Genomic DNA, 24,917 nt, shown 5'->3' with positions numbered 1-24,917 from the left:
ATCTTCCGGGAGCTCCTCGTGCCGTCCTCGTACCCTTCCCTGACGCACGCCTTGGCCGAGGCTTTGGTCGATGTCCTGTGGTTTGTCGACGGCAGCGAAGACGAGCAGATGGATCCGGACGACGCGGTCAGGGTCCTGGAGGGCGTCGCCCGCTTGGTCGGCACGCTGTCGAATGATCAGCGACACGAGCTGATCGCCCTGCTCGGGGAGATGGCAGCCGCCGAGACCAACCCAGCTCGCCGCGAGTTCCTGGAAGAGTTCCCGGAGGGCTTCGGGCTCATCGACGATGCGTCCTGAACGATTCAGCTTGCCGTACAAGACGGGCGCCAAACCGCGTAGCGGCGGTTGAACCTCCACCCAGACTCATCACCATGAACCCGACGATGTTGGATAGCGGCATGGTGAGACGCAAGAAGGAGATGAAGCGGTCCGCCTGGGGCATTCCGAAGGGGATCGTCCTGTTGGCGACGCCGGAGGGCTGGCGCACCAGCGTCCTCACCGATGACGGAATGCTCTGCGGACGGCTGGACGTGCCGATCAACACCGACCCACAAGACGCGCGGGCCGCTGCGGCGGTGATGGTGACGGACCTCGCGCGCGACTTCCACGACACCGACGTCGAGGTGCGCTGGGAGCCGCCCCAGGAGCCTTGGTCATGGACCGGCCTAATCACCCTCTCTGCCGAAAACGACTCCCCTTGGCCGGACACCGAAGGTTGAACGGCAGAGAGTGGTGGCGACGTACTGGTTCGACGACAGCTCGAACACCCGTACTCGCCGACGGGAGGTCGGATTGACCGTCTCTCGGACCGGATGCATTCCCAGTTTGGTCATGATCCGTTCGGAGGCGTCGTTGCCCACTTGAGCGATGCTGACGATCCGCTCCAGCCCTCGCTCTTCGAACCCGAACCGAACGGCGGCCGCAGCGGCCTCGGTGGCCAAGCCCCGCCCCCAGTGGGAACGTCCCAGCCGCCAGCCGACCTCGACCGCCGGCAGTATCTCCGGCAAGAACTCGGGCACCGAAAGGCCGGTGAACCCGGCCAGCTCGCCAGTGGACCGGATCTCCACGGCGAACAGGCCGAAGCCCTGTGACTCCCATTCGCTCTCCCATGCCTGGATCCCGACGCGAGTCTGCTGTTCGTCACGGACGCTGCCGTCACGGATCCACCGCATGACCTCGGGGTCGGCGTTGACGGCAGCCATGGGCGCGATGTCTTCTTCGCGCCAGCGACGCAGGATCAAGCGGGGAGTCTCAAGCGTGGCCACCCGATCATTCTGGATCACCATTGGGCTCTCCGTCATCCCCACCAGGCACCGCTGCGAGGCGCTGGGGCCGTTGTAGTCGTCCACGATCTTCGCGTCGAAGCCGAGGCTGCGATGGAAGGCGATCTAGCAGGTGTTCTCGATTGACGTGATCGCCTTCGACTGCTGTGCACCGTGATGTTCTGCCGCTTCCGCGAACGCCGTGTACAGACGACGCCCGAGTCCCGTACCACGACCCATGTAAGAGGCCCCGCCGCGGCGGACACCCCGGCCCGGCAGATGGCGTCACCCGTAAGAGCGCGGACAGCCGCCCCCAGCTTGCGTCACCGCCGTCGCAGCCGCAGTGTCGTGGAAGCCGCTCAGAGGTGGCCGTCCAGCAACTCCCGTACCTCGGTGATGGTCATAGGCCCCGTGCCGTGCGCCACCGCCTGTCTCTCCTTCAGCAGGACGCAGGACGGAGCCCCGGTGATCCCATATCGCTCGGTTGCTGCGGGACAGCGCGTGATGTCGGTGCGGACGACCGTCAGGCGGCCCGAGTAGTCGTCGGCGATGTCAGCCACGACGAGGTCCATCATTCGGCAGGGCTCGATTGCCTTGGGCCATGTCCCGGTGAAGTACGCAAGGACCGGCACTCCGCTCATCCCGAGGATGAAATCGAACTCCGCGTCCTCACGGGGTTGGTGAACCCGCTTCGCCATGGAGGCTCCTGACCTCGCGTTCCGTCATTCCCTCCCCATCATCCCCCGCGCGGTACGACAGGCCGGCCGGGCAGTCGTCCGGCTGACCTGTCGGAAGGGAGGAGACGGGGCCCCTCGTGGATCCCGGAAACCGATTTCACGCGGCTCACACAGAAGGGAGCGTTGTGGCACACCGTCTCCTCGCCTCCTGCGAACGGCGGGTAAGCGGTCGCATCGTGCAGTGGGCGCAGCAGCTGCGCCGCAGCGGTGATCTGGGCGGACGACCAGTCACATGCTCGGAAGTCAGTCCGGTGCTCACCGTGAGGGGAGCTGAGTTGGCCCCCGGGAGGGTGATACGGCGGACCTGGCCGTGACCGTGAGGGCGGGGCGCCGGGTTGGTCGGGCATGACTCGACTGATCACCGCCTGCGTGCTCGCGGCCGCCCTCATCGGTCCGGGCGCTGCCTGGCCGTCCGCTGCGGCCGTACCCGCCCGACCGGCCGCAACGTCTACCCCCTGCACGACGGTGTGGGAGGTCACCGGGAAGAAGGTGGCGGTGCGCCGCCCGGCCTGGAACGAGGGACCGGTCGCGAAGCCGGACAGCCCCGTCGACCACTCTCTGCGCCGGGGGCAACGAGTGACGTCCTGCATCGTCGCCATCGCCCGCACCGAGCGCGGACCCGCCTACCGCGCATGCGGCCGCCACGGCAGCACATGGCGCGTGGTGCCGGGCGGGCAGATCCCGCAGACGTGCCTGAAGAAGGTTGGCGGCCGGTGATGCGTACGGTCAAGACGACCACCCTGGGGGCGGCGCTGGCCCTGGCGCTCGTCGTCCCGAGCGCGGCGCCGGCCGCCGCCGACAGCAGCGCGTGCACGCACCACTTCAGCGGCCCGCAGGTCTGTGTCCGGCTGGAGGGTCGCAACGGGTGGAACTCGGTGACGGCGATTTGGACGAACCCGCCGCAGGGAGTCAGGAAACGGGGAGTGCGGCTGACCCTGAACGGCCATCAACTGGGGAGCGTGCAGACGGCCCGCCGGGTCGGCCGGACCCTCAGCTTCACGTGGTCGGCCATGGACACCGAGACCGACACGAAAGTGTGCGTGAGGTTCGCCAGGATCGACCGGGTCGCCTGCGACAAGACGAAGTACATCGGCGACCGGACCTCACCGTAGCCCCCCCCCGGCGGTTACCGCGGGCGGCGACCGCCATGGTGGAGGGCACAGGTCATGACCTGGACGCTGCCGGAACCGATGCTCGCCGCCCCGCGACCGATCCCGTTGTCCTGCCGGGACGGGTTTGGGCACGTTCCGGTCGTACGCATGCCGGTGCGAGACCCGTTCCAGCTTTGAGCGATTGGTCCGTTGCGCCGGGTGCCGTCCTTGGCGACGTAGGCCAGGCGGAACAGTCACGGGCCGGCAGCTCGGCTGATCGGACGGTTCGGAACCTCGATGATCTCGCTCGGCTGCATGGTTCGGTTCCTCCTTCTCACCGCAGTTGCTCGGCCAGTCCGACGAGGATGCCCTCCGGGCCGCGGACGTAGCAGAGCAGATAGCTGTCCTCGAACCGGGCGATCTCGCCGACGAGCTCGGCGCCGTGAGGGCGCAGACGGGCAACGGTGTCCTCGATGTCGTCGACGGCGAACATGACGCGGTGCGTGCCCAGAACGTTGTGCGGCCGGTTGCGCGGCCCGGTGCTGATCACCGCTGGGCTGCGGTATTTCGCCAGCTCGAGCCGGCTGTGACCGTCCGGGGTCCGGACCATCGCGATGTCACAGTGGACTCCGTCGAGTCCGGTGCACTGGTCGGCGACGGGGCCCTTGACCTCCGCCCTGCCCTCCAGCTCCATACCGAGTTCCACGAAGAACGCGATGGCGGCGTCCATGTCCTCGACGACGATGCCGACGTTGTCCATCCGTTGAATCGCCATGCTGGATTCTCCTACTTCCTCGTGCGGCCGGTGGTGGCCGCTGATATCCCTGGGACGGAGCCGGTGGCACGTTCTCGACATCCCCGGACAGCCGGCCTCCGAAAAATCTGGATCACGCCTCGGCACCGCGTCAGCAGACCCGCGAGCCAGGTGCCACCACCGGGGGTGAGTGCGGAGCAGGTGGCCGCGCTCTCGTGGAGGCGACCCACCGCAGCATGGCATCTTCGCCTTGCCATGCTGCCTGGACGATGCGCAACGTGTGCGCATCGAGCAGCGCGTTCTCCCCATCACTTCACACGGCCGAGTCACCCTGGCGAGTGATGTTCCCCGTGCCGCTCGCCCTCGCCGCACCCGTCCAGGCCCCTCCGCCCGGCGCGAGCGTGGGCCCCGTTGTCCGCCGGCGGGCACGAGCGTCCGTGACGGGAATGCAGATCAGCGCTGGACGGGGCTCTGGGCACGAGCTCCGATATGTCACCGTCCAGCCGAACCTCGTCGCGTAGGTACGCGCCGACTCGACGGTGGACCGCGGATCACCACCGCTAGCAGGTGCACCACCTGCATATTCGGGATGTGCTCACTCACTCCTGGCGAGATCGCGGGGCGGAATGACCCATGCGTCGGCGCCTGATATCTCATGACCATCAGGCCGTCTGAGGGGCGACGCCCGATGCTGCGGATGGACGACGGTCCCCGTGGACGCCGGACGCGTGGTGCTGCGCTCCCGCGTGGGAGCTGACCGCGTCCTGTCCTCCCCCGAAATGTGCTCTGACGTCGCCCGGCCGCCGCAGGCCACGGTCTTGGACGGGGTTACGTGACCTGCCCGCGCGCAGCCGGGAGCCGCGATTGGCCCGGCCCCGGATGCGGCGGCCGTGGCCAGACGCGAAGGTGGCCACATGGCAATCGTCGTACTGCGCGAGCTGCGCGAAGACATGTCGGAGGAGTTCGGCCCGGGCGACCCGCTCGCACGGATCGAGAAGGTGCACGCGGCACCGGCCGACCCGAGCGTCCCGGAATTCCCCGACGACCGGACGTTCTGCGGCAAGCCAAGCCTGGACATGGAGCGGCTCAATTACCAGCCGTCGGGACCGGACGCATCGTGGCTACCGCCCGACATGAGTCCCTGGGAGTGCCCCCACTGCGCCGAGGCGCTCCGGTCGCTGTAGCCCTCCAGCCCGGGTGATGCGGAGGGTCGTGGCCGGCCTGCCCATTTCGGCCCGGGATGGCATGACCTGACCTGGCCGCAGCTCTCGGTCATGGGTGCCCTTCCACCGGTGGATGGGAACTGTGCTTCGGTGCGGACGACTCGGGAGATTCCCGACATCAGTCCGAGGCTGACAGGGCCGACGGGGCCGGCAGGATCCGGTCAGGTAGGTCGGCGGCTCGGGCCTCGCGCGTCGCGTACACCCGCAGGGTCTCGCCCTCCAGGACCACCTGGGGATCGGTCCACGTCTCGTGGGGCTCCGGGACCAACGTTCGGGTGGAACCGACCACGGCATCGTGAATCAGCACGGAAACGATCGTGGTGACCAGTATCCCCGGCCCGTACGACTGCCGGGGATGGCCGTCCGGCCCCTCCGCCTGCACCACCAGGAACCTGCCGTCGAGCCAGTGCCCGTAGGAGTCCAAGCCACCCCCGACGCCGACCGGGACACCGTCCACCCACAGCCGCACGGCCGACGCCGCCGTGTGATGCCAGAACACCGCGCGATGCCGGTCGCCGCCACCGCTGAACCGTACGTGGACCTCGAAGTCGTCCCGGAAACCGTGGAATCCGCCGCAGGCACCCGGAACCGGACCCTCACGCTCGCCACGCGGCACCCCTTCAGCGGCCGACGGCACAGCGGGATCCAGACGGCAGACCGACGGCTCGCGGCAGACTCGATCAATGCGCCGCGTACAGCCGAACCCCGCAGCCGCGCAGTCGCGCGCGGACGCGACGGACAGCAGGGCGACCAGCCGCTCCCGGTAGGCGTCCCGGCCCAGCCGGCTTATCCCCTCCCGCGCCTCCCGCCACCCGACGAGCAGTTCGGTTCCCGAGGGCGACTGCCGGAGCCACTCCCCCCACGTGTCATCCCACACGCTGACACCTCGCAGGTCTCACGCCGCCCCGCCCCGCGAGACACCCGTCACCAGCGCTCCAGGTCGATCGCCGGGAAGGCCAGGGTTCCAGACAGAGGTCACACCGGCGAACCGGTTTACGGGGACGTACCAGCTCGTTCACGGAGGGCCACCTGGGCGGCGACAACCGTGCGACAGCAGCATCCAGCCGGCTCACCACAAGTTGCACTGGTCGCCGAGGAAGAGGAACAGCAAGAGCCGTTCTCGCTCGCCGTCACCGCAGATCACTGGTACGACAATCCCCGGTTCCGGCCGCGTCACGCGGCGGAGTGCAGGGGCTCGGGATCAACCGGCTGAGACACCACAGATCCGTGGCGACCGGGTACGACAAATTCGCGGCCCTCCACGGAGCGACCGTGCTGGTACCGGCACAACCAAGTGGCGATAACCGTCACGATCGAACGCTGCCTACAGAGTTATCCAGTAGCGCCGCTTGACGCCCGCGCTGGTTGTGCGGACGTCCTCCAGAACGCCACCGTTGCGTTCGATGCTGCGTGCCGATCCGATGTTGTCGTCGTCGCACGTGACAAGGACCCGGTCCAGGCCAAGGGCACGGGCTTCGGGTAGCACCGCCCCGAGGGCCCACGTTGCCAACCCGCGTCTCCGGAAGGAGGGCCGGATGCTGTAGCCGACGTGCCCGCCCACATCGAGCAGAAGGGCGTTCAGGTAGTGCCGCAGGTCTATGGCCCCCAGGTAGTTGTCACCCTCGGTGATCCACCAATGTGTGGCGTGGACGCGTTCTTCTCCCAAGACGGCCGAGCTGTCCGACTGCTGTCGCAGTCGCTCGACCCACGCCGAGAAGACTTCGGGGCTGCCGAGGTCGGCACCAGTCGCGAGACGCAAGCCCGTCCCGTCCTGGTGGGCACCTGGAGACCACTCGTCACGCGCCGCGAGCCATGAGGAATGCAACCGGCCGGTGGGCGCGATCAGTTCGGGCATGCGGGCGACGCTAGCACTCGTTCGCCCATCGTGACCGAGTCCCGGGCGGAATCGCTCCTGCGTCCCTTCGTCGCCGCCTGCGCAGCCGTGTCTGCCGGCCGAGGCGGTGGACGAGGAGCAGCGCGGCCGGGCGAGCCGATCCGGTCCGATCCGATCCGACAGCAACCACTGAGCCTGACACCGAGCCCATGCCCAACACCGAGTTCCTGCGGGACCCGACGGATCCGCCGGACTCGCCGGGGGGCGGACCCACTCCGCACCTCGGAGCGGGGACTACACGGCGGATGCCGCAGAAGCGGAAGCGGAAGGCAAAACGGCTCCCCCTGCGTCCAAACACGTCCCATGCACCCCGCCCCAGTTGAGAGGCAGACCCACCTCGGTCGGCTAACGCGTCCGGATAAAACAGAGCGTCCGGCCGTTCTCGTCGGGCGTGGCGGCCGCGCACGCCGACTCCCACCCCTCGGGAAGCGACGGGGTCGGGCCGGGCTCCTCCCGGCCATACGGCTGCGGCTCTGCCGAGTCCCGCCACCACAAAGTCATCCCGCCCGCTGCGGTCACGAGGATCAGCCATATCGCTACGGCCCACCGCCATAACCTGCGGCGGCCCGTCACCACCACGGCTCCACCGCAACCACCGCGTCCGTCGCGTCCACCGAAACAGGGCCGTACCCACGCAGGCACCTCCCAGCTGCAACCGCAGACGCGCGTCGACTCCGGTACGCGCCGCGAACGCCGGCCGCGTCCCACAGGGACCCCTCTGCGAGGTGCAGGATGTGCGTGTGTTCGGGCATGGGTCCACGCTACGACGCCAGCCGCACCCACCGCCAACTTCGACAACTCCGTCCTGCCCAGGCGCTGTTGAAGTGCCAGACGCCGTCTTCGGTGGCTGGAGCCACAATCGGGCCCCTTGCCCCGTCGGCGGCAGCTGTCTCTACTGTCTCTCCCCTCAGCACGCGCGATGGGTATGGCGCGGCCCGTAGGGCACATCAGCCCTAGTCACCCGGTGCGGTACGCCCTCGCGGCCCACGGCCGGAGACGGCGTCCGCGAGGATCCGAGCCAGGTCTCCGTTGTATGTAGTGTGCGGAAATGACAAGAAGTGGGCGGCTCGCGGAGCAGTTGGACTGGTACTGGCGCAAGAACTTGCGGCCGCGGCTGAACGGCCTTACCGATGAGGAGTACTTCTGGGAGCCGGTGCGCGGCTGCTGGAGCATTCGCCCACATGGCACGTCGGACGCACCGATATCGGAGGGTTCGGGGAAATGGACGATGGACTCCGCGTCCCCTGACACGATGCCGGCGCCGCCACCGGTGACCACGATTGCCTGGCGGCTGGCGCACATCATCGTCTCCTGCCTGGGCTATCGGGTCGGATGGCACTTCGGCGGCCAGGACATCGACTCCCGGACGTTCGCCTACGCGGGGACCGCCGACGAGGCGCTGGAACAGCTCGATGAGATGTATGGGAGATGGAACTCGGGGGTCCGCGAGCTCTCGGACGCCGACCTGGAGAATCCGCCCCCGGTGGGCCCCGAGCGGCGTCCCATGGAGGGCATCGTCCTGCACGTCAACAGGGAGCTGATCCATCACGGCGCCGAGATTTCCCTGCTGCGCGACCTCTACCGCCGACAGGACGGAGCCGTACCGCGCCGAATATGAATTTCCGGCAACCGGCGATCGACTCCGGCACTTACGTGGGCTCCGTGACGCCCTGTACGGGCTCAGCGCGGCGAACACGGCTATCGGCTGTCCAGGACGGCTTCGGCGCCGTGATCACACCAGCCGCATCAAGATCACCCCACTTGCCGAGGCTGATCCGTGTCCTCGATCCTGTGTGGTCGGCAAGCGGGAGGGCACATGGGACTGGTTCTTTTCCCGGGCGACGCAGACAACGGAAGTCCCGACGTCTCCTGGTCCTACAGCGGCTTCGCCACGTTTCGGCGACGCCTGGCGGAGACCGAGGGGTTCGTCCTCACCGAGATGTCGAGCTTCGGCGGCGAGCGCCCGTGGAGTGAGATGTCCACGGTTCTGAAGCCATTCCTCGATCATCCGGATGCCGGCGGTGACAACCTCTCGCCTGCCGACTGCGCGGTGATCCTGCCCCGGTTGGAGGCGATCATCGACCAGTGGGCGCGGGAGAGCGGCGACCAGCACCTCCAGCAGCACATTGCGGATGCCGACCAGTTGGCAGACGTCCTGCGACTCTGCATCGAGGAGGACGTCCCGCTCACCTTCCTCTGAGGCACGCCGCCCACGGATCCCCCTCACGGGACAGCACTGAGGGCGCACCGCGGCCTTCGGGGATTGATGATCGTCCGGTGGCGTTCGGCCGATCAGGCGCGGTCGTGGAGAGTCACCTGGTAGCCGTCGGGGTCGGCGAAGGTGAATGTCCGACCGAAGGGGCCGTCGATCGGCGCGGAGACGATGGTGTGGCCGCCGGCGACGAGAGCATCGTGAATGGCCTGGACGCCCGTGGCGTGAAGCCAGATCGCGGCACCGATGCCGGGCTGGGCAACGGATGCGAGATCGGTGCCGGGAAGGACGTCCCGGAGCGCGAACGCGATCGGCTTCGTGTCGAAGACGACGGCGTGCGGAGGTCCGGCCGGCGAGCGGACGAGGCCTAGGTACTGCTCGTAGAACGCTTGCGAAGCGTCGAGGTCGCGCACTTGGAGCGAGATGAAGTCGGGGCCGGTGGCAGGCATGATGATGCTCCTTCTTTCGTGTCAGCTTTCTGACACAGGTCAAGCTATGTCAGAATCCTGACATGAATCAAGACGGTGTCGACCTGGAGACGTCTCTGGGCTACCTGTTGAAAGAAGCGTCCAGCGTCCTCCGCACAGCCATGGAGGAGGTGCTGCGGCCGCTCGGGATGAGCGTGACGCACTACTCCTGCCTCGAGCTGCTGGCTCAACGACCGGGGTTGTCGAACTCCGAGCTCGCGCGGGGCGCGTTCGTGACACGACAGTCGATGAACGTGCTGCTCCAGACCCTGGAACGAGAGGGCTACGTGAGCAGGCCTGCGGCGGCACCCGTAGGGAAGGCTCTTCCCACGCGGCTCACACCTCGCGGCCGACAGAGCCTCGAGAAGGCGACCGTGGCGGTACGGTCCGTCGAGGTCAGAATGCTGGCCGGCATGACCGAGGCCGAGCGGTCAGGCGCGTTCCGGATCCTGAAGAGCATGATCCATTCCCTGCGCGACGGCAACGCCGGCGCATAGCTCGTGCGCCGGCACACGTCTCGTCGCGCCCGGAGAACCAACGGATCCCGACTCCGCCTTCTCCGCCGCGAGTCGACAATGAGGTAGCGCTCCCGGGAGGCGGCGCACCGGGTGAGGCCTTCCGTCACGAGGAGAAGGGTTCTCTGACTCCCGGCCCGGACTCGACGAAGCCGCGAAAGACTCCACGCCCTGACCAACCCGCCCGATGGGCCGCCGAGTCGGCCGAACCCGAGGGCCACCCCCCTCACGCCGGCTGCCCACCGGACGAGGACGATCCACGACCAACCGCTACGCCCCCCAACCTGGCACATCCACCCTGGCGGCTGGGGTTCCCTCCGCTCTGCACGGCCTCCAAGAGGGTGGCGCCGCCTCCGCGTGTGGCGCGAACCAGCCGGCTGCTCATCTGCCGTGCGTCGAGCCGTAGTTACCGATGAGTAGAGTAGAGCGGCTGTGTGCAGGTCATTTCGAGAAGGGATCATGGAGTGCGTCGGTTGCTTGGCGTGGCGGTGGTGATGGCGGGGATGGCTCTCGCGTTCTGGTTGGTCCTGGGACCTTCGTCCGACTGGGAAGGTGCCGCGAGGTTCGTGCACTTCGCCCTCCTGCTGTCCTGCTTCCTGGTGATCGGCGGCGGGGTGCGGCTGGTCTTCCCCGAGAAGTCCGAGGACGAGGCGGCGGAGACCGCGGGGTGAGCAGCGCTCCGTGCGGACCTGTCGCGTAGGGACGGCTCCCCGCGAGCGACTCCGCCCGCAGCCCGCCGCCGGCGGTTTCCCGGACCCTCACACAGTGCGACTTCGAGTCCTGCGCGTCCGACTGCGACCGCTGCCGCAAGGCCGTTGGGTCCGCAACAGAACCAATTCACCCTTCAACGGAATTGCGTCAATCGCCGACCGATAGCGCTCCCCAGGGAACCGAATGGCGAGGGAACCACTCAGGGGTGAATGCACACGAACGCCGCGCTGTGATGATCACCACAGGGCCACTCCTTGAGATGGCTTTGATGATCTCCATAAGATCATCGAGGAATCGCGGCGGGCATGAAGGCCCTGCTTGCAGATGCAAGCGGGCATACGGGGCGCACGTCGCGAAAGTTCTCCGTCTCCGTCGGAGAAACTGGCCGGCTCACGGGGGCGAGCGGTCGGGAATGTCTGACCAACATTTTCCGGCACGCCGTCGTCTTCACCCCGGGCGACCAGATACAAAGAGGGGAAATCATGAAGAAGAAGAATGCCGCAGTCATCTTCGGTGTGGCCGTTGCGGGCACGCTTCTGACGGTGTCGATGCAGGGTTCGGCTCAGGCGTCCGCGCCGCAGCAGGCTGACGTGAGCCTGAGCGCACAGGCTGCCGACGCGGGCGCTCCGGTGGCTCCGCGGGCCGCCGCCGGTGCACGGGCCGCCGCGGCGGCCGGCCGGGCCGCTGCTCGCGCTTCCGTGCACGCACGGGCCGCCGCCGGCTCCGTCGCGCACCAGGCGTCCGAGGTGGCCAACAACTTCAGCCTCTTCAGCGCGCCTGCAAAGGTGTCCGTCGACGGCGCCTCTGCCGCGGCAACCGCTTTCGACAGGTGATCGCGCGCCATCGGCGCATCCAGAGGGCGGCACTGTTGGCTGGTGCCGCCCTCCTGGGCGCCCATTTCTTTCTTGCGGCCTTCTCCCAAGCGCCGCTCAGCCCAGCCAAGATCAGGCTTCATGGACTCATCAGCGGCTACTTGGAGCCGTATTTCACGCAGAACTGGAGTCTCTTCGCTCCGAATCCGACCAAGGATGACGAGGGGATCATAGCTCGCGCAAAGTGTGCTGACGGTTCCGTCACGGATTTCTACGACGTGACCGGACCCTTGATCAAGGAGACCCAGGAAGACCGATTCTTCCCCTCCCGCACCGTACGCCTCGTGAGCAACGGGATAAACCAGCTGAATGATTCGGACGACCTTTTGCTGCGCCTCCGCCAAAAAGAGGAGGAGAAGAATACCGAGGACTCCACGACCAAAGATTCGAAGCGTGATCACGTCATTCCTCTGACTCCCTATGAAAAGAGTCAGCACGAAGCCGCCGAGCGATCGCTGTCCCGTTTCTCGCTGACCCGGATGCACGACGTCTGCCCCGACGGCACAGGACCGACCGCCGTCCAGGTACGCATGTACATCAAGACGTTGCCTCCCTGGTCGCAGCGGAAGAACTCCGAGGCGAAGAGCAAAGTGGACCTCTACGACTTGCCGTGGAAGAAGACGGTGGACCTTCGATGAGGATCAAGGAAGCGATCGACGCCGCCGCCAGTCGCCCCATCGCCGCGCTGGGCGTGTCGGGGACCCGCGCGCTGCTCGGCTTCGTCGGCCTCATGTACTACGTGAGCCACTACAGCGACCGGAGCTACCTGTTCGGCCCGGGATCCGACTCGGTCCTGCCCCATCACCTCTTCGTCGAAGAGATCAAAGAGAAGGGCAGCTTCAGCCTCTACGCATGGAACACCTCCCACGCCTGGTTCGAGGTGGTCTTCCACCTCGGGCTGTTCGCCGCTCTGGCCGTCACCTTCGGCGTGGGGGGCAGGATGGTCCTCGCGGCGCACGGAATCCTCCTCTGGTCGCTCTACGAGCGGCAGTCGGCATTCCTGGACGGCGGGGACAACCTCGCTCAACTCGTCATCCCGATGCTGCTGTTGACCGATTGTTACCAGCACTTCTCCTTCTCGAGCGGGCTCGCGCAGCACGTCACGAGACGACTCCCCGAAGGCCTGCGCTGCCTCCGCGTCCCCCTGCACAATCTCGGCGTGGCCGCGATCGCCGTGCAGATGTGCCTCGTGTACGTGGTGAGCGGTCTGTACAAGGTTCAGGGGGAGGTGTGGCAGGACGGCACGGCGCTCTTCTACATCATGCGCGTTCCCGAGTTCGAGCTGCCGGGATGGTCCAGCCTGGTCTACGACAACGACGTACTCGTCTTCCTCGGCACCTACAGCACCACCTTGTTCCTCGTGTACTTCCCGATGGGGATCCTGGTGGCGAGACTGCGCCCGTGGACGGCGGCGGCATCCATCGCGTTCCATGTGTCCATCGGCGTGTTCATGGGACTCACCGCGTTCGCCCTGACGATGATCGCCTGCGACCTGATCTTCCTCTCGTCGGCTCTGGCACGTGCACGCCGGACGGCACGCGGCATCACCACACGCTGGGCGCCGAAACAGCCTGAAGGTGTCCGGACCGTCACCGAGAAGGGCACGCCGGACAGCGACCGTACAGTCGATGCCCCCGTACCCCAGACAGCGAGCTGACAGCCATGCGCACCGTCCCCACTTGCATCCTCGGCAGCGCCGACGAGAATCCGATCGTCACCGGCGCGCACGACCCCGACAAGTACGTGGAGGTGGGGTCCTTCACCAAGGTCGTCACCGGAACCGTCCTCCAACAGCTGTCCGCTCAAGGGGTGTTGACGCCTGACGACCCCGTCGAGCGATGGCTGGGCGTCCCTCGGGGAACCGGGATCACCCTGCGTCATCTGGCGGAGCACACCTCGGGTCTGCCCCGGCTTCCCCCTGGCACGTCCCGCCGCGACCCGTACCGCAGGTTCACCGACGACCGACTGCGCGAGCTGCTCACCGGCCTCGACGGGCTCGCTGGAGCCCCGGCGGGACAACGCGAGGAGTACTCCAACCTCGGCTATGCCGTTCTCGGCGCGGCGCTGGCAGCGGCGAGCGGGCAGGAGTACGAGGAGCTCGTCGCCGAACTCGTGTTGTCACCCCTCGGCCTGCCTCCGGCCGCCATGAGCGCCACACCGCCGCAGCACAGCCGACTGCTGCCGACCAGGTGGTACGGCCGCACGATGAAACCGTGGACCATGACCGGTGCGGTCCTGCCGGCCGGCGGCCTGTGGGCGACTCCCCGCACGCTGGCGCGCGTGCTCACGGGTCTCGTGCTCGATCGTTCACTTGGCGACCCGGCGCTCGGATGGCAACGCACCGGGCCGCTGCCCGTGATCTGGCACAACGGAGCGACGCGGACGGCGTCCGTCTTCGCCGGCGCCGTCCCGGACGGGCGTTGGACGGTGGTACACCGTCTGAGCGCCGACTCCGACGTGACAGATCAGGCCGGCTTGGACTACCTGCGCACAGCACGGGCGCAGGGAGAGGGGTGAAGGCGCCTTCGGGCCCGGACCGGCCGCCTTGCCGTCGATGAACACCACAGCCCTGCCGGGCCATTTGTGAACGGCAGCCGTGGCTCATGACGTCACCACCGACGGCATCGACGCGGCGGTCGGATTCGACAACCGGGTCAGCGGGCGCCGGCGAAACCTGCGCGGTCGTCGGCGCCCGCTGCCTCAGGCCTTCTCCTTCACGACCGGCCACTCCCCCCTTCCTCCCCGCCGAGACAGTCAACGCCCCACGCCTGCAGGGTCATGCGTGTCGTTGCCGCTCGTCATCGAGGGTCGCCCGGTCTGCTCGTCCATCAGAGCCGTCAGAGTCGTCAAGGGCGACCCGCTCCCCCGGGCGCCCCTCCAACTCCCGCTGCCTGGCGGCCAGTGCCCTCGCCAGCATCTTCGCCCGGTAGGGGTTCGACGTCCCGAGAGCCTTCGCCACCTCCACCGCCTCGTCCAGCAGGGCCAGCCGTCGCTCGGGCAACTCCCTCACCAGAGGCGACGCACTCGCCTCCACCAGGACGTACGCCAGCTTCGACCCGTACGCCTCCGGATCGACCTGTGCCAGAAGGCGGTAGATCCACAGCCCCTCCGCACCGCGTACCACCCGCCGGTTGGCACCCAGCAGCATGACCCTCGCCAGCGCCACCATGTCCTGATCCAATTGATCCCCCTTCGTCCCACCACCCCCCAGCCCGTGCACGTCACACGGCGAGACAGCACGGCGAACGCGCCGACAGCCCATGAAGGCTGCCGACACGTCGGCCGGAGAGTGGATGACGACGAGTCTGACGCGCGGCAGCAGCCGCCGCAAGGCCGAACGGACGTGCGCTGAGTCCTACCGAAACCGCCTCCGAACAGCCATGATGGACCTGACACTCACTCGACGACTTTTGGTGAGCACGGCGACCTACGCGGCCGTCACCGAGGACCTGGCTGCCGCTGCACATTCGCCACCGCCCGAGTACGCCGGCGGGAAGGCGGAGTCACGCGCCGGCGTCGGGACGGATGGACGGATCAGGCGCACGGCGCTGGTCACGACATGCACCAGGCGTCCTGTCGGACCTTGCTGCGAAGATCACGTCCATGGATCTCACCGACACCCTCGCCGGCCTCGACGCCCACCCCTGGGTGTCCGTCTCGCATGCCTACGGCCCCGCCGGGGACCTGCCCGGCCTGCTGCGCGCCCTGGCCGAGGGCGGCAGCGATGCCGAGGAGGCGCTCTCCGAGCTGTACTCGTGCCTCCTCCACCAGGGCACGGTCTACTCCGCCAGCGTGGACGCCGTCCCGTACCTCGCCCGGATCGCCGCTGCCGCCGGGCCGGGTACGGCCGAAGTCCTCTGTCTGCTCGGCGGGTTGGCCGAGAGCGATGACGAATGGGAGATCGCGCCGGGCGCCGTCCGGGCCGCCGTCGCCGCCCAAATCCCCTTGCTGACAACGCTGCTGGCGCATGAGGACGTGAACGTGCGGCAGCTCACCGGCTGGACGCTCGGACATACCCGCGATACCGGGCCCGCCCCGGTAGCCCTGCGGAGCCGGTGGACGGCCGAGGCCGATCCCGGCGTCCGGGCCGAACTGCTCATCGCCCTCGGCCGGGTGGACCTTTCCGGCCCCGCCGTCGAGAGCCGCGCGCTGCTCGGGGCGGACACGCCCGCGCCCGTGCGACTGGCCGCGCTCCTCGTCGCCCTGGCCGCCGCCGAGCCGTGGACCGGCGCCCACCACGACTGCGCGTTCGACTTGCTGCCCGCCCGCGCGTTCACCGTCGACCGGTACGGCATGCACCACCGCGAGCCGCTCCACGCGATCGTCGACAGCCTGCTGCGCCGTGAGACCGAGACTGACCGCGAGGCCGCCTTCGCCCTGCTGGAGGCCGCCCTGCGCGACGACCGCCCCGAGGTGCGGACCGAGGCGCTCTCCGCCGCCGACCACGCCTGCCACCTGTCCCGCAGCGCCCCCCGGCGACTCGTGCCGGCCATCGCCCCACTCGCCGCCGAGTACCCGGCGTCCACCCTGCTCGGCACACTGGGCCCGGCCGCCGAGGCCGCGCCGGTCCTCGTAGAACTCGCCGCCCGACCCGACGACGAGGCGGCTGACCAGGCATTGGCCGTGCTCGTCCGGGTCGCGCCCCGACAGGCCGCCCCGCTGCTGGCCCGAGACCTCGACCGGCGTCCCCGCGCGCTCTACGCGGCAGGCGACTTCCAGGCCCCCGCCTTCCCCTTCGACCCGGCCCTGCTCACAGCCGTCCGCGCCCGCCTGGCCACGGACGGGTGCCGCGACAACGAGACCGCCGTCCTGGTCCACCTGGTGCGCCAGTGGGGCGGGCAGGCCGCCGCCGCCCTGCCCGAGCTGTACGCCGTGCTGCCCCGCTTCCCCTATGCGGCCACCGCCATCACCGCCGTGGCAGCCGAGGGCCCGCTGACCGAGCGGGCGCAGGCCGGCGCCGCGCTGCGGGGCGCCGCCGGATCGCTGATGGTGGCGCGGGCCCACCACGACCTCACCGGCGAGACCGACGTCCTGCTTGACGCCGCCGCCAAGGCGTTCGTCGCCGGCCCGCGCGAGGTCGCCGAAGCTGCCCAGGCGGCCGCCGCCCTGGGAGCGGCGGCCGCCGGACTGCTCCCCGCCCTGCGGGCAGCCGTCGGCGATGACGCCGAGCCGACCACCCCGCAACTGGACCGCGACATCGCGATCGCCACCGCCCTGTGGCAGATCGCCGGTGACGCCCAGGAAGCCGTGGCGATCCTGGCCTCCGTCCTCGACCGCACCGACGGCAACCACCTCTGGTACCGGTGGACCGTCGTCCTCGCCATCCGCGCCGCCGCCTCCCTCGGCGCGGCCGCCCGGCCGCTGATCCCCCGGCTGGAACAACGGCTCGCCGACCCCGACCAGGCACCCGCCGCCGCACTCGCCCTGCTCGCCATCACCGACGCCGACGTCGTCGGCCTCGGGCGACTCGCCGAGGCCGCCCTTCACTCCGCCGAGACCGGGGCAGACGTCTCCGGCGCCTGCGAGGCCCTCCAAGCCCTCGGTGCCACTGCCCTGAGCACTCGACAGCGCCTGCGCGTCGCCGAACTCGCCGAACGGGACCAGCGCGTCGTCGGCTCAGGCCTCGCGAACAACATCATCCGCGAGGACGAGCGGCTGCGCGCCATGCTGGCCGCCATCTGATCCCGCGCCCGGGCTGACGACGACAAGATCGCCGCCCCGGCGCGGAACCGAGGTTGCGGACCGCTCCGCCGAGGGGGTGTCCGCGCTGGGCACCGGACGGCCGCCGCGTCAGGTCGTGCGGCCCGACGACCGCAAGGCCGGCCACCGCCGTGCTCCTCGGCCGTCGGGTGGTCGCCCGCCGGCCCCGAACTGCCGCACCCGCCCCCGAGCGCCGGGCAGTTCCACTCCGATGACCTGTGGTCCTGCGCTACCGGAGTGGTCAGTGCACCAGGGCGCTGCGGCGGTCGCGTGCGTTCCAGCACGCCTTGTGCCAGTGCCGCCGCTCCTCCACAGCGCTGTTCCCGGACCAGGCCACCAGATGCGCGACGCCGGACGGGATCGTTTGATCGCAGCCGGGGCAGCGATATGTCTTGCCCTCGACGCGCCCGCCCGCCACGGGCCGGACGAACCAGTCCACGCCCTGCCGGTCCACCGGCGATTCCTCGCCCCGCCTGCCGCGGAGCCGGGCAAGGGTCCACCTGCTGCGGGCCCAGAACGGCGTCCGCCACCCTGCCCGCGCCATCCCCGCGGCTGCGATCACCCCCGCGGACAGCGTGGTACCGGCAGCGATCACCGCGACCAGCCGGGGCGCCGATGCCGAGCGCAGCAGTGTGCCCACTTCACCGCCCGCGGCGGGGTCGACCGGCAGCAGACCGGACCGCAGCCACAGGACGACCGTGCCGCACAGGATGACCGCCGTGGCCAGGGTGCCGAGAGCGACCCGCAGGGTGACAAGAGCCCGGGCGACATGGGTGGCCACCGTCCCCGGCGCGGCGCCCATCGCCCTGGCGGTCTGGGCCTGTGTCAGACCCAACTCCTTGTTCAGAAAGACGGCCCTGCGCTGCTGACCGGGCAGTGCGGTGAGCGCCGCGTCGAGGTCGAGGCGCAGGTCGGCCGCGGCACACGGGTCTGCGGTGCCGGCCTGGGTCTCCAACTGCACGTCCGCGTCCAGGGACGCGTAGGCCCGGCCGGTGCGGTAGCGGCTCTCCACGTGCCGGATCTCGTTCCTGATGACGGTGAAGACGTACGGGCGTAACCGCTCGATCGGCCTGGGACAGGCCAGCACACTCGCCAGAGCGTTGTGCACGACGTCCTCGGGATCCGCCCAGGACGGCGGCACCCCCGCGTTGCGCAGCCGCTTGCGGGCGTAGCCGACCAGCTGGCCCTGCCGCTCGGCGACCAGGGACGCGAGTGCCCGGGCGCGCTGTGCCCGTTGCTCCTCATCCACGCCGCCCCCGATTCCCCGCACGACGCCCGCCACGCGCCTCCCCCTCGGCTCGCACGAGTTCGGCCTTTCCCGCGGCCCGGATACGGAACGCGATGCTCTCCAGCACGCTGCTCAGCCCCCGCGCCAACAGCAGCACGAGGAACACGACGACGCCGACGCCCGTCATCTCCACCGAAAACCCCTCCACTCCGCGGCCTGTCAGCGCCTCACCATGAAGCAGCGGCCGTACACACCCCCAGAGCCGCCCGGTCCCTGAATTCTTTACACGACGCCCAAGAACATTTCCTGGCCGTCCGCCCCCCTCGGCCGGCCGGCCGGGCACGGCCCACGCGGCTGATCGACGCAGCCTTGTCCTACCGCGATCTCCGGCTGGCCCGGCAGGCGCGTTCTCAGACGTGGATTTCGCCGCTGGAGTGAGAACAACCCGGGAGGCCACCGGACCGACGCCCGCCCGTCACCGTCATCCCTCGGCGCACCCGGACCCCCGGGCCGGACCCGAGCATTCGTCCCCCGGCGACGCGCACCGGACCGCATGGCCTTCATCACATTTTACCCATTAACGGGCATAGCAGCTCTTATAAGTGGTTTCAGAGAGAGTTGTGCTCTTTCGACGAGCAGCGCAGGGATACAGAGTCCAGTGACAGGGAGAGACGGTTGATCACGCTCGACAGACGACGCACCGGAAGGGTGGCCACGGCCGGAGTGCTCGGGGGCGTACTCGCGGTCACGGCGCTCGGCGGCACAAGTATCGCCGCCACCGGCGGCAACGATGTCCGGAATCAACCGACCTCGCAGGCACAGCCGAAGCAGGAGGGCGCCCAGGAGGCCTCGGACGCCCGCGTGGAGATCACGCCGGGGGAAGGCACCTACGGCGTCCAGATCGACGCTCCCGTCGGCGTCACCGTCCGTGATGGAAAGCTCACCAAGGTGACCATGACCGCCGTCGCGACCGGCGCCGAGGTCTCGGGCACCGTGTCGGCGGACGGCACCTCCTGGAAGCCGAACACCCGGCTGGATCGTGCCACCAAGTACCAGATCGCCGCGGAGGCCGAGGACGCCAAGGGTCGTTCCACCAGCGGAAACGCCACGATCACCACGGTCTCGCCGGCCAACGACTTCATCGGGCACGTCTCCCCCGAGGACGGCTCGACCGTCGGCGTGGGGATGCCGGTGTCGGTCACCTTCGGCCGGGCGATCAGCGACAAGGCCGCCGTGGAGTCGGAGATCCAGGTCAGCTCCAGCAGCGGCCAGCGGGTCGCCGGTCACTGGTTCAGCGACCACCGCCTGGACTTCCGTCCCGAGAAGTACTGGAAGCCCGGCTCCACCGTCACCGTCACACTCAGTCGCGACGACGTCCGGAAGACGGTCACGTTCACGATCGGCCGGAGCCAGATCAGCACCGTGGACGCGAAGACGAAGCAGATGACCGTCGTCCGGGACGGCAAGACGATCAAGACCATCCCGATCTCGTCGGGCAGCGCCGAGCACCCGACCTACAACGGCCGGATGGTGATCTCCGAGAAGTTCAGGCACATCCACATGAACGGCGCGAGCGTCGGCCTCACGGAGAAGGACGGCAAGCCCTCGTACGACATCAAGGCCGTACCGCACGCCATGCGCCTGACCGACTCGGGCACGTTCATCCACGGCAACTACTGGGGTACCGACTCGGTCTTCGGCAAGGTCAACACCAGCCACGGCTGCGTGGGCCTGAAGGATGCCAGGAGCGGCGGCGACGGCAAGCAGCCCGCCGCGTGGTTCTTCGACCACTCCATGATCGGTGACGTCGTGATCGTCAAGAACTCCGAGGACAAGACCACGTTGGCCCCGGCCAACGGTCTCAGCGACTGGAACATGTCGTGGACCGAGTGGGTAGCGGGCAGCTCGACGGGTCCTGCACGAGGTTAGCCCTGGCTGGGGATTCGAGCTCGACACGTCCGACCTCGTCGGGGCCGGGCGCGTCGACCTTCGCCGTTTCCTCTGCGGGTTCAGGAGCGTTGCAGGTCCCTCGATCCACGCCGGTCGGAGTCCGGGCGGTGCGGGCGGTGCCCGATGGCGATCATCGCCAGGGCGGTCAGGATGACGACTCCCGCCGTCTCGACGTACAGGGTGGGGCGGACGAGGTCGGCGTCGAGGGACTCGTAGAAGCCGAACAGGCCCGTGGTGAGGCTCAGCACCAGCGCACCCAGCGTGCCCGCCGTGAACAGCGCGGTGCCGGCGGCGACCGGTCCCAGCCGGCGCGTGGGCGTGACCAGCAACGCCACGGTGAGCAGGATGCCGACGACACCGTTGAGCAGGAAAAGCGGCCCGATGGTGGTGAGATTCCGATAGCCCTCGGCCCACAGACGCAGATGGATGACGGCCATCGCCGCCGTCAGACCCGCACCGGCCACGCGCAGGACGAACCTCGAGGTCATTCCGTCGGTGGTCATCGCTCAGTACCCATTGCCTGGAGACGTGGTGTCGGGGTCGGTGGTGGTGTTGCTGCTGCCGCTCGACGGTGCCGGGGTTCCGCCAACGGTGATCTTCGTGTCCATGCCGAGGTCCTTGTGACCGCCGATCGGGCAGAAGACCTGGTACGTGCCGGACTTCAGCGTCAGCGTGAGGGCCGTGGACTGTCCGGGATCCAGCGTCTTGCTGCGGTCGCTGCCACCAGGTCCCACGAGCTCCAGGGCGTGTTGGTGGTGGCCCATGTTCGTCGCGGTGAAGGTGTACGCGCCGGGCCGGTACTTCTGCGTCGAGAGCTGGATGTGGAAGTCGGTGAGCGCCGCCGTGACCTGGGTCGCCGAGGTACCGGCCTTCGCCGGGGCCGGGGTCAGGGTGGTGCCGGTGTCGCTGCCGCCGTTGCCGCTGCTTCCACAGGCGGCGAGCAGGGCGGTCAGACCGCCGGCGGCGACGCCGAGGAGTACACGATTACGGGTGCGCGGGATGGTCATGATTCGGTCCTCCGGAACGTCCGTCCCCCTGCAAGGGGTACGGCGCCGCCGGGCGAAGGGATTGCGGCCGACCGGATCACAGAGACGTAAATAGTTCAGGGCAATGCAATACATTCCGGGCGATGAACCGTATCCCTGGTATGTGGCGCATGAGCCTGTCTCGCGGGCGAGTGCCGGACGAGGCACTCCTCACCGGTCTGGCGACGGGCGATCCCGAGCTCGTCGTCGCGTTCGTGCGCCGATTCCAGGGAGTCGTCTTCGGCGTGGCCGTCGCCGTCCTCGGCGACCCCCAGCTCGCCGAGGACGTCGCCCAGCAGGCCTTCGAGCGGGCCTGGCGGCACGCACAGGTGTACGACCCCCGGCGTGGCTCGGTACGGGCGTGGCTGACGACCATCGCGCACAACCTGGCCGTCGACACGGCACGGGCCCGGCGCGCGAACCCGGTCGCCCCGGCGGACCTCGACGCGCTGCTCGGCATCGTGACCGAGACACCCGAGCGGCGGGCGCTCGCCGACGACAGCGCGCAGCGGGTCCGGCGAGCGGTCGCGGAGCTGCCCCGGGAGCAGGCGCGGGCCCTGGTGATGGCCGGGATCTACGGCATGACGGCGCGGGAGGTCGCGGAGGCTGAACACGTTCCGCTGGGCACGGCGAAGACCCGTATCCGCACCGGGACGCTCAAGGTACGGGCCCTGCTGGAGCCGGAGGAGGAGCGGTGAACGGCATGGATTGCGAGCGCCTGCGGACGCTGGACGCCGAACTGGCGCTCGGGGTCCTGCCGGCCCGGGAGCGGGCCGAGGCCGTCGTCCATCTGGACGGTTGCCCGGAGTGCCGTGAGCGCGTCGAGCGGCTGACGTCGGTCGGCGACGGCCTGCTCGCGCTGCTGCCGGACGCCGAGCCGCCCGTCGGCTTCGAGAGCCGGGTGGCACGGGCACTGGGCACGGAGCCCGCGCCGAAGCGCCGTCGGGTGTGGCAGCGGCAGCGGAACCGGCTGGAGCAGCGGCGGTGGCAGGGGCGTCGGCACCGGCTGCGGCTGGCGGCGGCCGCGGTGACCGCGACCCTGGCCTGCGGTTTCGGTGGATGGGCGATCGGCACGGCAGTCGTGGGCGCGCCTACGGCGGTCTCGCAGCGGACGGACGGCGGTCTGCGAGAGGCGGCCCTGATCGCCGACGGCCATGAGGTGGGCCGCATCTTCGCCCACTCCGACGGCCAGGGCTGGGTGTACATGTCCGTCGACCTCGGCGGGTCCGGCCGGGACTCGGTGCGATGTCTGCTCGTGCAGGCCGACGGGTCCGCGGTCCCGGCGGGCTCGTTCCCGCTCAAGGACGGCTACGGATACTGGGGCGCACCGGCCGAGGTCGATCCCGCCACCGTGACCGGCGCCCGCCTGATGTCCCCGGACGGGACCGTCGTCGCCACGGCACATTTCTCGGTCGGCACATAACACCACCGGCTTGTGCGCCGCTCGGCCGACGAGGACCTCCGGTGGCATCGGCGGCACTCGCGGGGAGGCCAGGGGCAGATGCCGAGTTCAGCGGCCGTGGCCGCTGCCGTGTGGCAGGCCGCCTCCACCGTCAGGTCGTCGCCACTGGAAGAAGAGTCGGCCCGGCCTTTCCCGGCTGGCACCGACACGCGTATACCGGCACGCGCCAAGGTGGCCCGGCCGGGGTCCGGGCCACCTTGGACCGATGGGATCAGGCCGGCTGCGGGGCGGGGGCCGCCGGGACGGCCGCGACCTGGCGGGTCTCGTGCATCATCAGCAGGCCGTTGACCACCATCAGCGTCGCGGTCAGGCCGTGGACGCCGAGCGCGGTGGCCACGGAGCCGTGCCGGGCCAGCACGGTGGTCATGTCGCCGTAGGCGGCGAGGGACTCCACCAGCAGCGCCCAGCCCAGCGCCCGGCGGTGACCCGTCACCAGCAGGATGCCCAGGACCAGGGCTAAGACGACGTCGCGGATGCCCTTGATGACCAGGAAGCCGTCGCCGTCGCCGGACGGCCGGCTCGGCAGGCCGAAGCCCGGCGCCGTCGTCTCCGGGCTCAGGATGAACTCCGTTCCGAACCAGAGGATGAAGAGGATGAAGGCGGCGGCCAGGACAGTGTTGATCTTCTTCAGCGACATTCATCTGCTCCTTGCGAGTGGCTGCGGGTGAGAACGCGGCGGGTGAGGCCGTGGGCTCAGGTGAGGGCGGTGGCCAGCAGGGCGAAGGCGGCGATGATGACGGCGACGCGGACGTAGTGGAGGCGCTCCCAGCGCTTCAGTTGCCGCTTCCAGTCCTCGGGTCGGTTCTCGGGGGTCCACGTCTTGTTCCGGTTGTTGATCGGGACGAGCAGCAGGATCGACATCGCCACGCTGAGCAGGAGAAGGGCGCCGGCGATGACGACGAGTCCGGCGCCGTCGTGGTGCCGTCCGACGGTGGCCCAGACCGCGACGAGGACGAGTGAGCCGACGTACCAGACCGGCATCACGGCGCCGAGCATCCGACCCCCGTGGGCGTGGCCGAGTTGGGCGCTGTCCTCCGGGAGGGCGTTGAGGATCGGGTTGATGACGAAGGCGACGGAGAACTCCACCCCCACCATCACGCCGACGATCACGGTGGTGACGATCTGAAGCGCGTTGAGCATGATGCCCCTCCTGGGAACTAGCACCGCTAGCCGATGAGGCAACGCTAGTACTACTGCCGCTCGATTGTCTAGCGGTGCTAGGATTCCACCATGTCGGTACAGGAACGCAAGGAACGCGAGCGGGCGGAGCGTGAGCGGCTCATCGTGGCGACGGCCCGTGAACTCGCCGAGCAGCAGGGCTGGGACGCGGTGACCACCCGCCGGCTCGCCGAGCGCATCGAGTACAGCCAGCCCGTCCTCTACAGCCATTTCCGCGGCAAGCGCGAGATCATCGGCGCCGTCGCCCTCCAGGGCGCCACGGAGATGGCCGCGGCGGTACGCGCCGCGACCGCCGCCGTGGACGGCTCGCGCGAGCGCGTCGCCGCGCTCGCGCGCGCGTACCTCGACTTCGCCGCACGCAACCCGGCGGTCTACGACGCCATCTTCCAGCTCGACGGCGGTCTGGCGTACGCACAGGAGGACACCCCGGAACCTCTCAAGGACGCTTTCGCCGCGTTGCTGGAGTGCCTCGGCGAGGTCGCCGGGGGCGGCGTCGACCCGGGGCTGTTCACCGAGGTGTTCTGGGCGTCGCTGCACGGGGTGGCGACGCTGACCCGGTCGGGACGGCTGCCGCCCGAGCACACCGAGCTGAGGGTGGGGCTGCTGGTGGACCGGCTCGCCATGGTCTGACGCAC

At 69.2% G+C, this 24,917-nt stretch carries 30 protein-coding genes and 2 pseudogenes; 18 read left to right on the top strand and 14 right to left on the bottom strand.

The genetic code is table 11. The annotated features are described in order from the left end of the window. Positions 1–18 precede the first annotated feature (18 nt). On the top strand, positions 19–297 hold the full coding sequence (locus OG440_RS37295) for a hypothetical protein (protein ID WP_406011174.1): 279 nt from the start codon (positions 19–21) through the stop codon (positions 295–297). Between the two features lie 74 nt (positions 298–371). Further along, positions 372–719, top strand: coding sequence for a hypothetical protein (locus tag OG440_RS37290; protein WP_406011173.1), 348 nt, complete (start codon positions 372–374; stop codon positions 717–719). Here the strand turns inward: OG440_RS37290 and OG440_RS37285 are convergent. From OG440_RS37285 to OG440_RS37275, 3 genes and pseudogenes are all read right to left on the bottom strand, one after another. Then, the gene (locus tag OG440_RS37285) at positions 666–1,265 is read right to left on the bottom strand and encodes a GNAT family N-acetyltransferase (protein WP_406011570.1); all 600 of its coding nucleotides are present in this window, start codon (positions 1,263–1,265) and stop codon (positions 666–668) included. The two genes, OG440_RS37290 and OG440_RS37285, sit on opposite strands and share 54 nt — an antisense overlap. 63 nt (positions 1,266–1,328) lie before the next feature. Beyond that, positions 1,329–1,496 (bottom strand): annotated as a pseudogene (locus OG440_RS37280) (GNAT family N-acetyltransferase); the annotation flags it as partial. 125 nt (positions 1,497–1,621) lie between these two features. Then, complete coding sequence (locus OG440_RS37275; protein ID WP_406011172.1) at positions 1,622–1,960, bottom strand: thioredoxin family protein; 339 nt, start codon at positions 1,958–1,960, stop codon at positions 1,622–1,624. Positions 1,961–2,344: 384 nt separating this feature from the next. On the opposite strand from OG440_RS37275, the gene OG440_RS37270 reads away from it, so the two are divergent. Beyond that, positions 2,345–2,716 carry a hypothetical protein gene (locus OG440_RS37270; protein WP_406011171.1) on the top strand — a complete coding sequence of 124 codons (372 nt, stop codon included), beginning with the start codon at positions 2,345–2,347 and terminating at the stop codon, positions 2,714–2,716. Beyond that, the gene (locus OG440_RS37265; protein ID WP_406011170.1) at positions 2,716–3,111 is read left to right on the top strand and encodes a hypothetical protein; all 396 of its coding nucleotides are present in this window, start codon (positions 2,716–2,718) and stop codon (positions 3,109–3,111) included. Before OG440_RS37270 ends, OG440_RS37265 begins: the two co-directional genes overlap by 1 nt. A gap of 313 nt (positions 3,112–3,424) precedes the next feature. Here the strand turns inward: OG440_RS37265 and OG440_RS37260 are convergent, their stop codons facing one another. After that, on the bottom strand, positions 3,425–3,865 hold the full coding sequence (locus OG440_RS37260) for a VOC family protein (protein WP_406011169.1): 441 nt from the start codon (positions 3,863–3,865) through the stop codon (positions 3,425–3,427). An 893-nt stretch (positions 3,866–4,758) separates the two neighbouring features. Between OG440_RS37260 and OG440_RS37255 the strand changes: the two genes are divergently transcribed. Further along, on the top strand, positions 4,759–5,028 hold the full coding sequence (locus OG440_RS37255; RefSeq protein ID WP_406011168.1) for a hypothetical protein: 270 nt from the start codon (positions 4,759–4,761) through the stop codon (positions 5,026–5,028). A 157-nt stretch (positions 5,029–5,185) separates the two neighbouring features. Here OG440_RS37255 and OG440_RS37250 read toward each other — a convergent pair whose 3' ends face one another. Then, entirely contained in the window at positions 5,186–5,944 is a 759-nt protein-coding gene (locus OG440_RS37250) for a hypothetical protein (protein ID WP_406011167.1), read from the bottom strand. Positions 5,945–6,391: 447 nt separating this feature from the next. Then, entirely contained in the window at positions 6,392–6,922 is a 531-nt protein-coding gene (locus OG440_RS37245; protein WP_406011166.1) for a GNAT family N-acetyltransferase, read from the bottom strand. A 1,087-nt stretch (positions 6,923–8,009) separates the two neighbouring features. Here OG440_RS37245 and OG440_RS37240 point away from each other — a divergent pair. Then, on the top strand, positions 8,010–8,579 hold the full coding sequence (locus OG440_RS37240) for a DinB family protein (protein ID WP_406011165.1): 570 nt from the start codon (positions 8,010–8,012) through the stop codon (positions 8,577–8,579). Between the two features lie 198 nt (positions 8,580–8,777). Beyond that, positions 8,778–9,161 carry a hypothetical protein gene (locus OG440_RS37235; protein ID WP_406011164.1) on the top strand — a complete coding sequence of 128 codons (384 nt, stop codon included), beginning with the start codon at positions 8,778–8,780 and terminating at the stop codon, positions 9,159–9,161. A gap of 92 nt (positions 9,162–9,253) precedes the next feature. Here the strand turns inward: OG440_RS37235 and OG440_RS37230 are convergent, their stop codons facing one another. After that, entirely contained in the window at positions 9,254–9,622 is a 369-nt protein-coding gene (locus OG440_RS37230; protein ID WP_406011163.1) for a VOC family protein, read from the bottom strand. A gap of 62 nt (positions 9,623–9,684) precedes the next feature. Here OG440_RS37230 and OG440_RS37225 point away from each other — a divergent pair, with 62 nt between their 5' ends. The 6 genes from OG440_RS37225 (at position 9,685) to OG440_RS37200 (ending at position 14,255) form a co-directional block, all read left to right on the top strand. Further along, a complete protein-coding gene (locus OG440_RS37225; RefSeq protein WP_406011162.1) occupies positions 9,685–10,137 on the top strand; it encodes a MarR family winged helix-turn-helix transcriptional regulator in 453 nt (150 codons plus the stop codon). Between the two features lie 482 nt (positions 10,138–10,619). Then, positions 10,620–10,826, top strand: coding sequence for a hypothetical protein (locus OG440_RS37220; protein ID WP_406011161.1), 207 nt, complete (start codon positions 10,620–10,622; stop codon positions 10,824–10,826). 345 nt (positions 10,827–11,171) lie between these two features. Beyond that, positions 11,172–11,699, top strand: coding sequence for a hypothetical protein (locus OG440_RS37215; protein ID WP_406011160.1), 528 nt, complete (start codon positions 11,172–11,174; stop codon positions 11,697–11,699). Further along, positions 11,696–12,376, top strand: a complete 681-nt coding sequence (locus OG440_RS37210; protein WP_406011159.1) for a DUF5819 family protein — start codon at positions 11,696–11,698, stop codon at positions 12,374–12,376. The genes OG440_RS37215 and OG440_RS37210 overlap by 4 nt, the downstream gene beginning before the upstream one ends. Beyond that, positions 12,373–13,395, top strand: a complete 1,023-nt coding sequence (locus OG440_RS37205; protein WP_406011158.1) for an HTTM domain-containing protein — start codon at positions 12,373–12,375, stop codon at positions 13,393–13,395. Before OG440_RS37210 ends, OG440_RS37205 begins: the two co-directional genes overlap by 4 nt. 5 nt (positions 13,396–13,400) lie before the next feature. Then, positions 13,401–14,255, top strand: a complete 855-nt coding sequence (locus OG440_RS37200; protein ID WP_406011157.1) for a serine hydrolase domain-containing protein — start codon at positions 13,401–13,403, stop codon at positions 14,253–14,255. A gap of 259 nt (positions 14,256–14,514) precedes the next feature. Here the strand turns inward: OG440_RS37200 and OG440_RS37195 are convergent, their stop codons facing one another. Next, complete coding sequence (locus OG440_RS37195) at positions 14,515–14,919, bottom strand: hypothetical protein (protein WP_406011156.1); 405 nt, start codon at positions 14,917–14,919, stop codon at positions 14,515–14,517. Between the two features lie 422 nt (positions 14,920–15,341). Between OG440_RS37195 and OG440_RS37190 the strand changes: the two genes are divergently transcribed. Further along, positions 15,342–17,420: a hypothetical protein gene (locus tag OG440_RS37190; protein WP_406011155.1), complete on the top strand. Its 2,079-nt coding sequence runs from the start codon at positions 15,342–15,344 to the stop codon at positions 17,418–17,420. A gap of 259 nt (positions 17,421–17,679) precedes the next feature. Here the strand turns inward: OG440_RS37190 and OG440_RS37185 are convergent, their stop codons facing one another. Both OG440_RS37185 and OG440_RS37180 read right to left on the bottom strand, forming a co-directional pair. Further along, positions 17,680–17,982 carry an ATP/GTP-binding protein gene (locus OG440_RS37185; RefSeq protein ID WP_406011569.1) on the bottom strand — a complete coding sequence of 101 codons (303 nt, stop codon included), beginning with the start codon at positions 17,980–17,982 and terminating at the stop codon, positions 17,680–17,682. Between the two features lie 201 nt (positions 17,983–18,183). Further along, positions 18,184–18,687 (bottom strand): annotated as a pseudogene (locus OG440_RS37180) (RNA polymerase sigma factor); the annotation flags it as partial. A 654-nt stretch (positions 18,688–19,341) separates the two neighbouring features. Between OG440_RS37180 and OG440_RS37175 the strand changes: the two are divergent. After that, a complete protein-coding gene (locus tag OG440_RS37175) occupies positions 19,342–20,595 on the top strand; it encodes an Ig-like domain-containing protein (RefSeq protein ID WP_406011154.1) in 1,254 nt (417 codons plus the stop codon). Between the two features lie 80 nt (positions 20,596–20,675). On the opposite strand, the gene OG440_RS37170 is transcribed toward OG440_RS37175, so the two are convergent. Together OG440_RS37170 and OG440_RS37165 are read right to left on the bottom strand one after the other, a co-directional pair. Continuing rightward, a complete protein-coding gene (locus OG440_RS37170; protein ID WP_406011153.1) occupies positions 20,676–21,119 on the bottom strand; it encodes a hypothetical protein in 444 nt (147 codons plus the stop codon). A 3-nt stretch (positions 21,120–21,122) separates the two neighbouring features. Beyond that, positions 21,123–21,623 carry a plastocyanin/azurin family copper-binding protein gene (locus OG440_RS37165; protein ID WP_406011152.1) on the bottom strand — a complete coding sequence of 167 codons (501 nt, stop codon included), beginning with the start codon at positions 21,621–21,623 and terminating at the stop codon, positions 21,123–21,125. 140 nt (positions 21,624–21,763) lie between these two features. Here OG440_RS37165 and OG440_RS37160 point away from each other — a divergent pair, with 140 nt between their 5' ends. Continuing rightward, a complete protein-coding gene (locus OG440_RS37160; protein ID WP_406011568.1) occupies positions 21,764–22,339 on the top strand; it encodes an RNA polymerase sigma factor in 576 nt (191 codons plus the stop codon). A 5-nt stretch (positions 22,340–22,344) separates the two neighbouring features. Further along, a complete protein-coding gene (locus OG440_RS37155; RefSeq protein WP_406011151.1) occupies positions 22,345–23,064 on the top strand; it encodes a hypothetical protein in 720 nt (239 codons plus the stop codon). Between the two features lie 250 nt (positions 23,065–23,314). Here the strand turns inward: OG440_RS37155 and OG440_RS37150 are convergent, their stop codons facing one another. After that, positions 23,315–23,740, bottom strand: coding sequence for a DUF4267 domain-containing protein (locus tag OG440_RS37150; RefSeq protein ID WP_406011150.1), 426 nt, complete (start codon positions 23,738–23,740; stop codon positions 23,315–23,317). A 56-nt stretch (positions 23,741–23,796) separates the two neighbouring features. Continuing rightward, a complete protein-coding gene (locus OG440_RS37145; RefSeq protein WP_406011149.1) occupies positions 23,797–24,243 on the bottom strand; it encodes an anthrone oxygenase family protein in 447 nt (148 codons plus the stop codon). Positions 24,244–24,333: 90 nt separating this feature from the next. Here OG440_RS37145 and OG440_RS37140 point away from each other — a divergent pair, with 90 nt between their 5' ends. Then, positions 24,334–24,912, top strand: a complete 579-nt coding sequence (locus OG440_RS37140; RefSeq protein ID WP_406011148.1) for a TetR/AcrR family transcriptional regulator — start codon at positions 24,334–24,336, stop codon at positions 24,910–24,912. Positions 24,913–24,917 lie beyond the last annotated feature (5 nt).

It is taken from the genome of Streptomyces sp. NBC_00637, assembly GCF_045161545.1.
Lineage (GTDB): Bacteria > Actinomycetota > Actinomycetes > Streptomycetales > Streptomycetaceae > Streptomyces.
The sequence above is the reverse complement of the archived record's forward strand: the minus strand, read 5'-3'. Positions and strand labels throughout refer to the sequence as shown.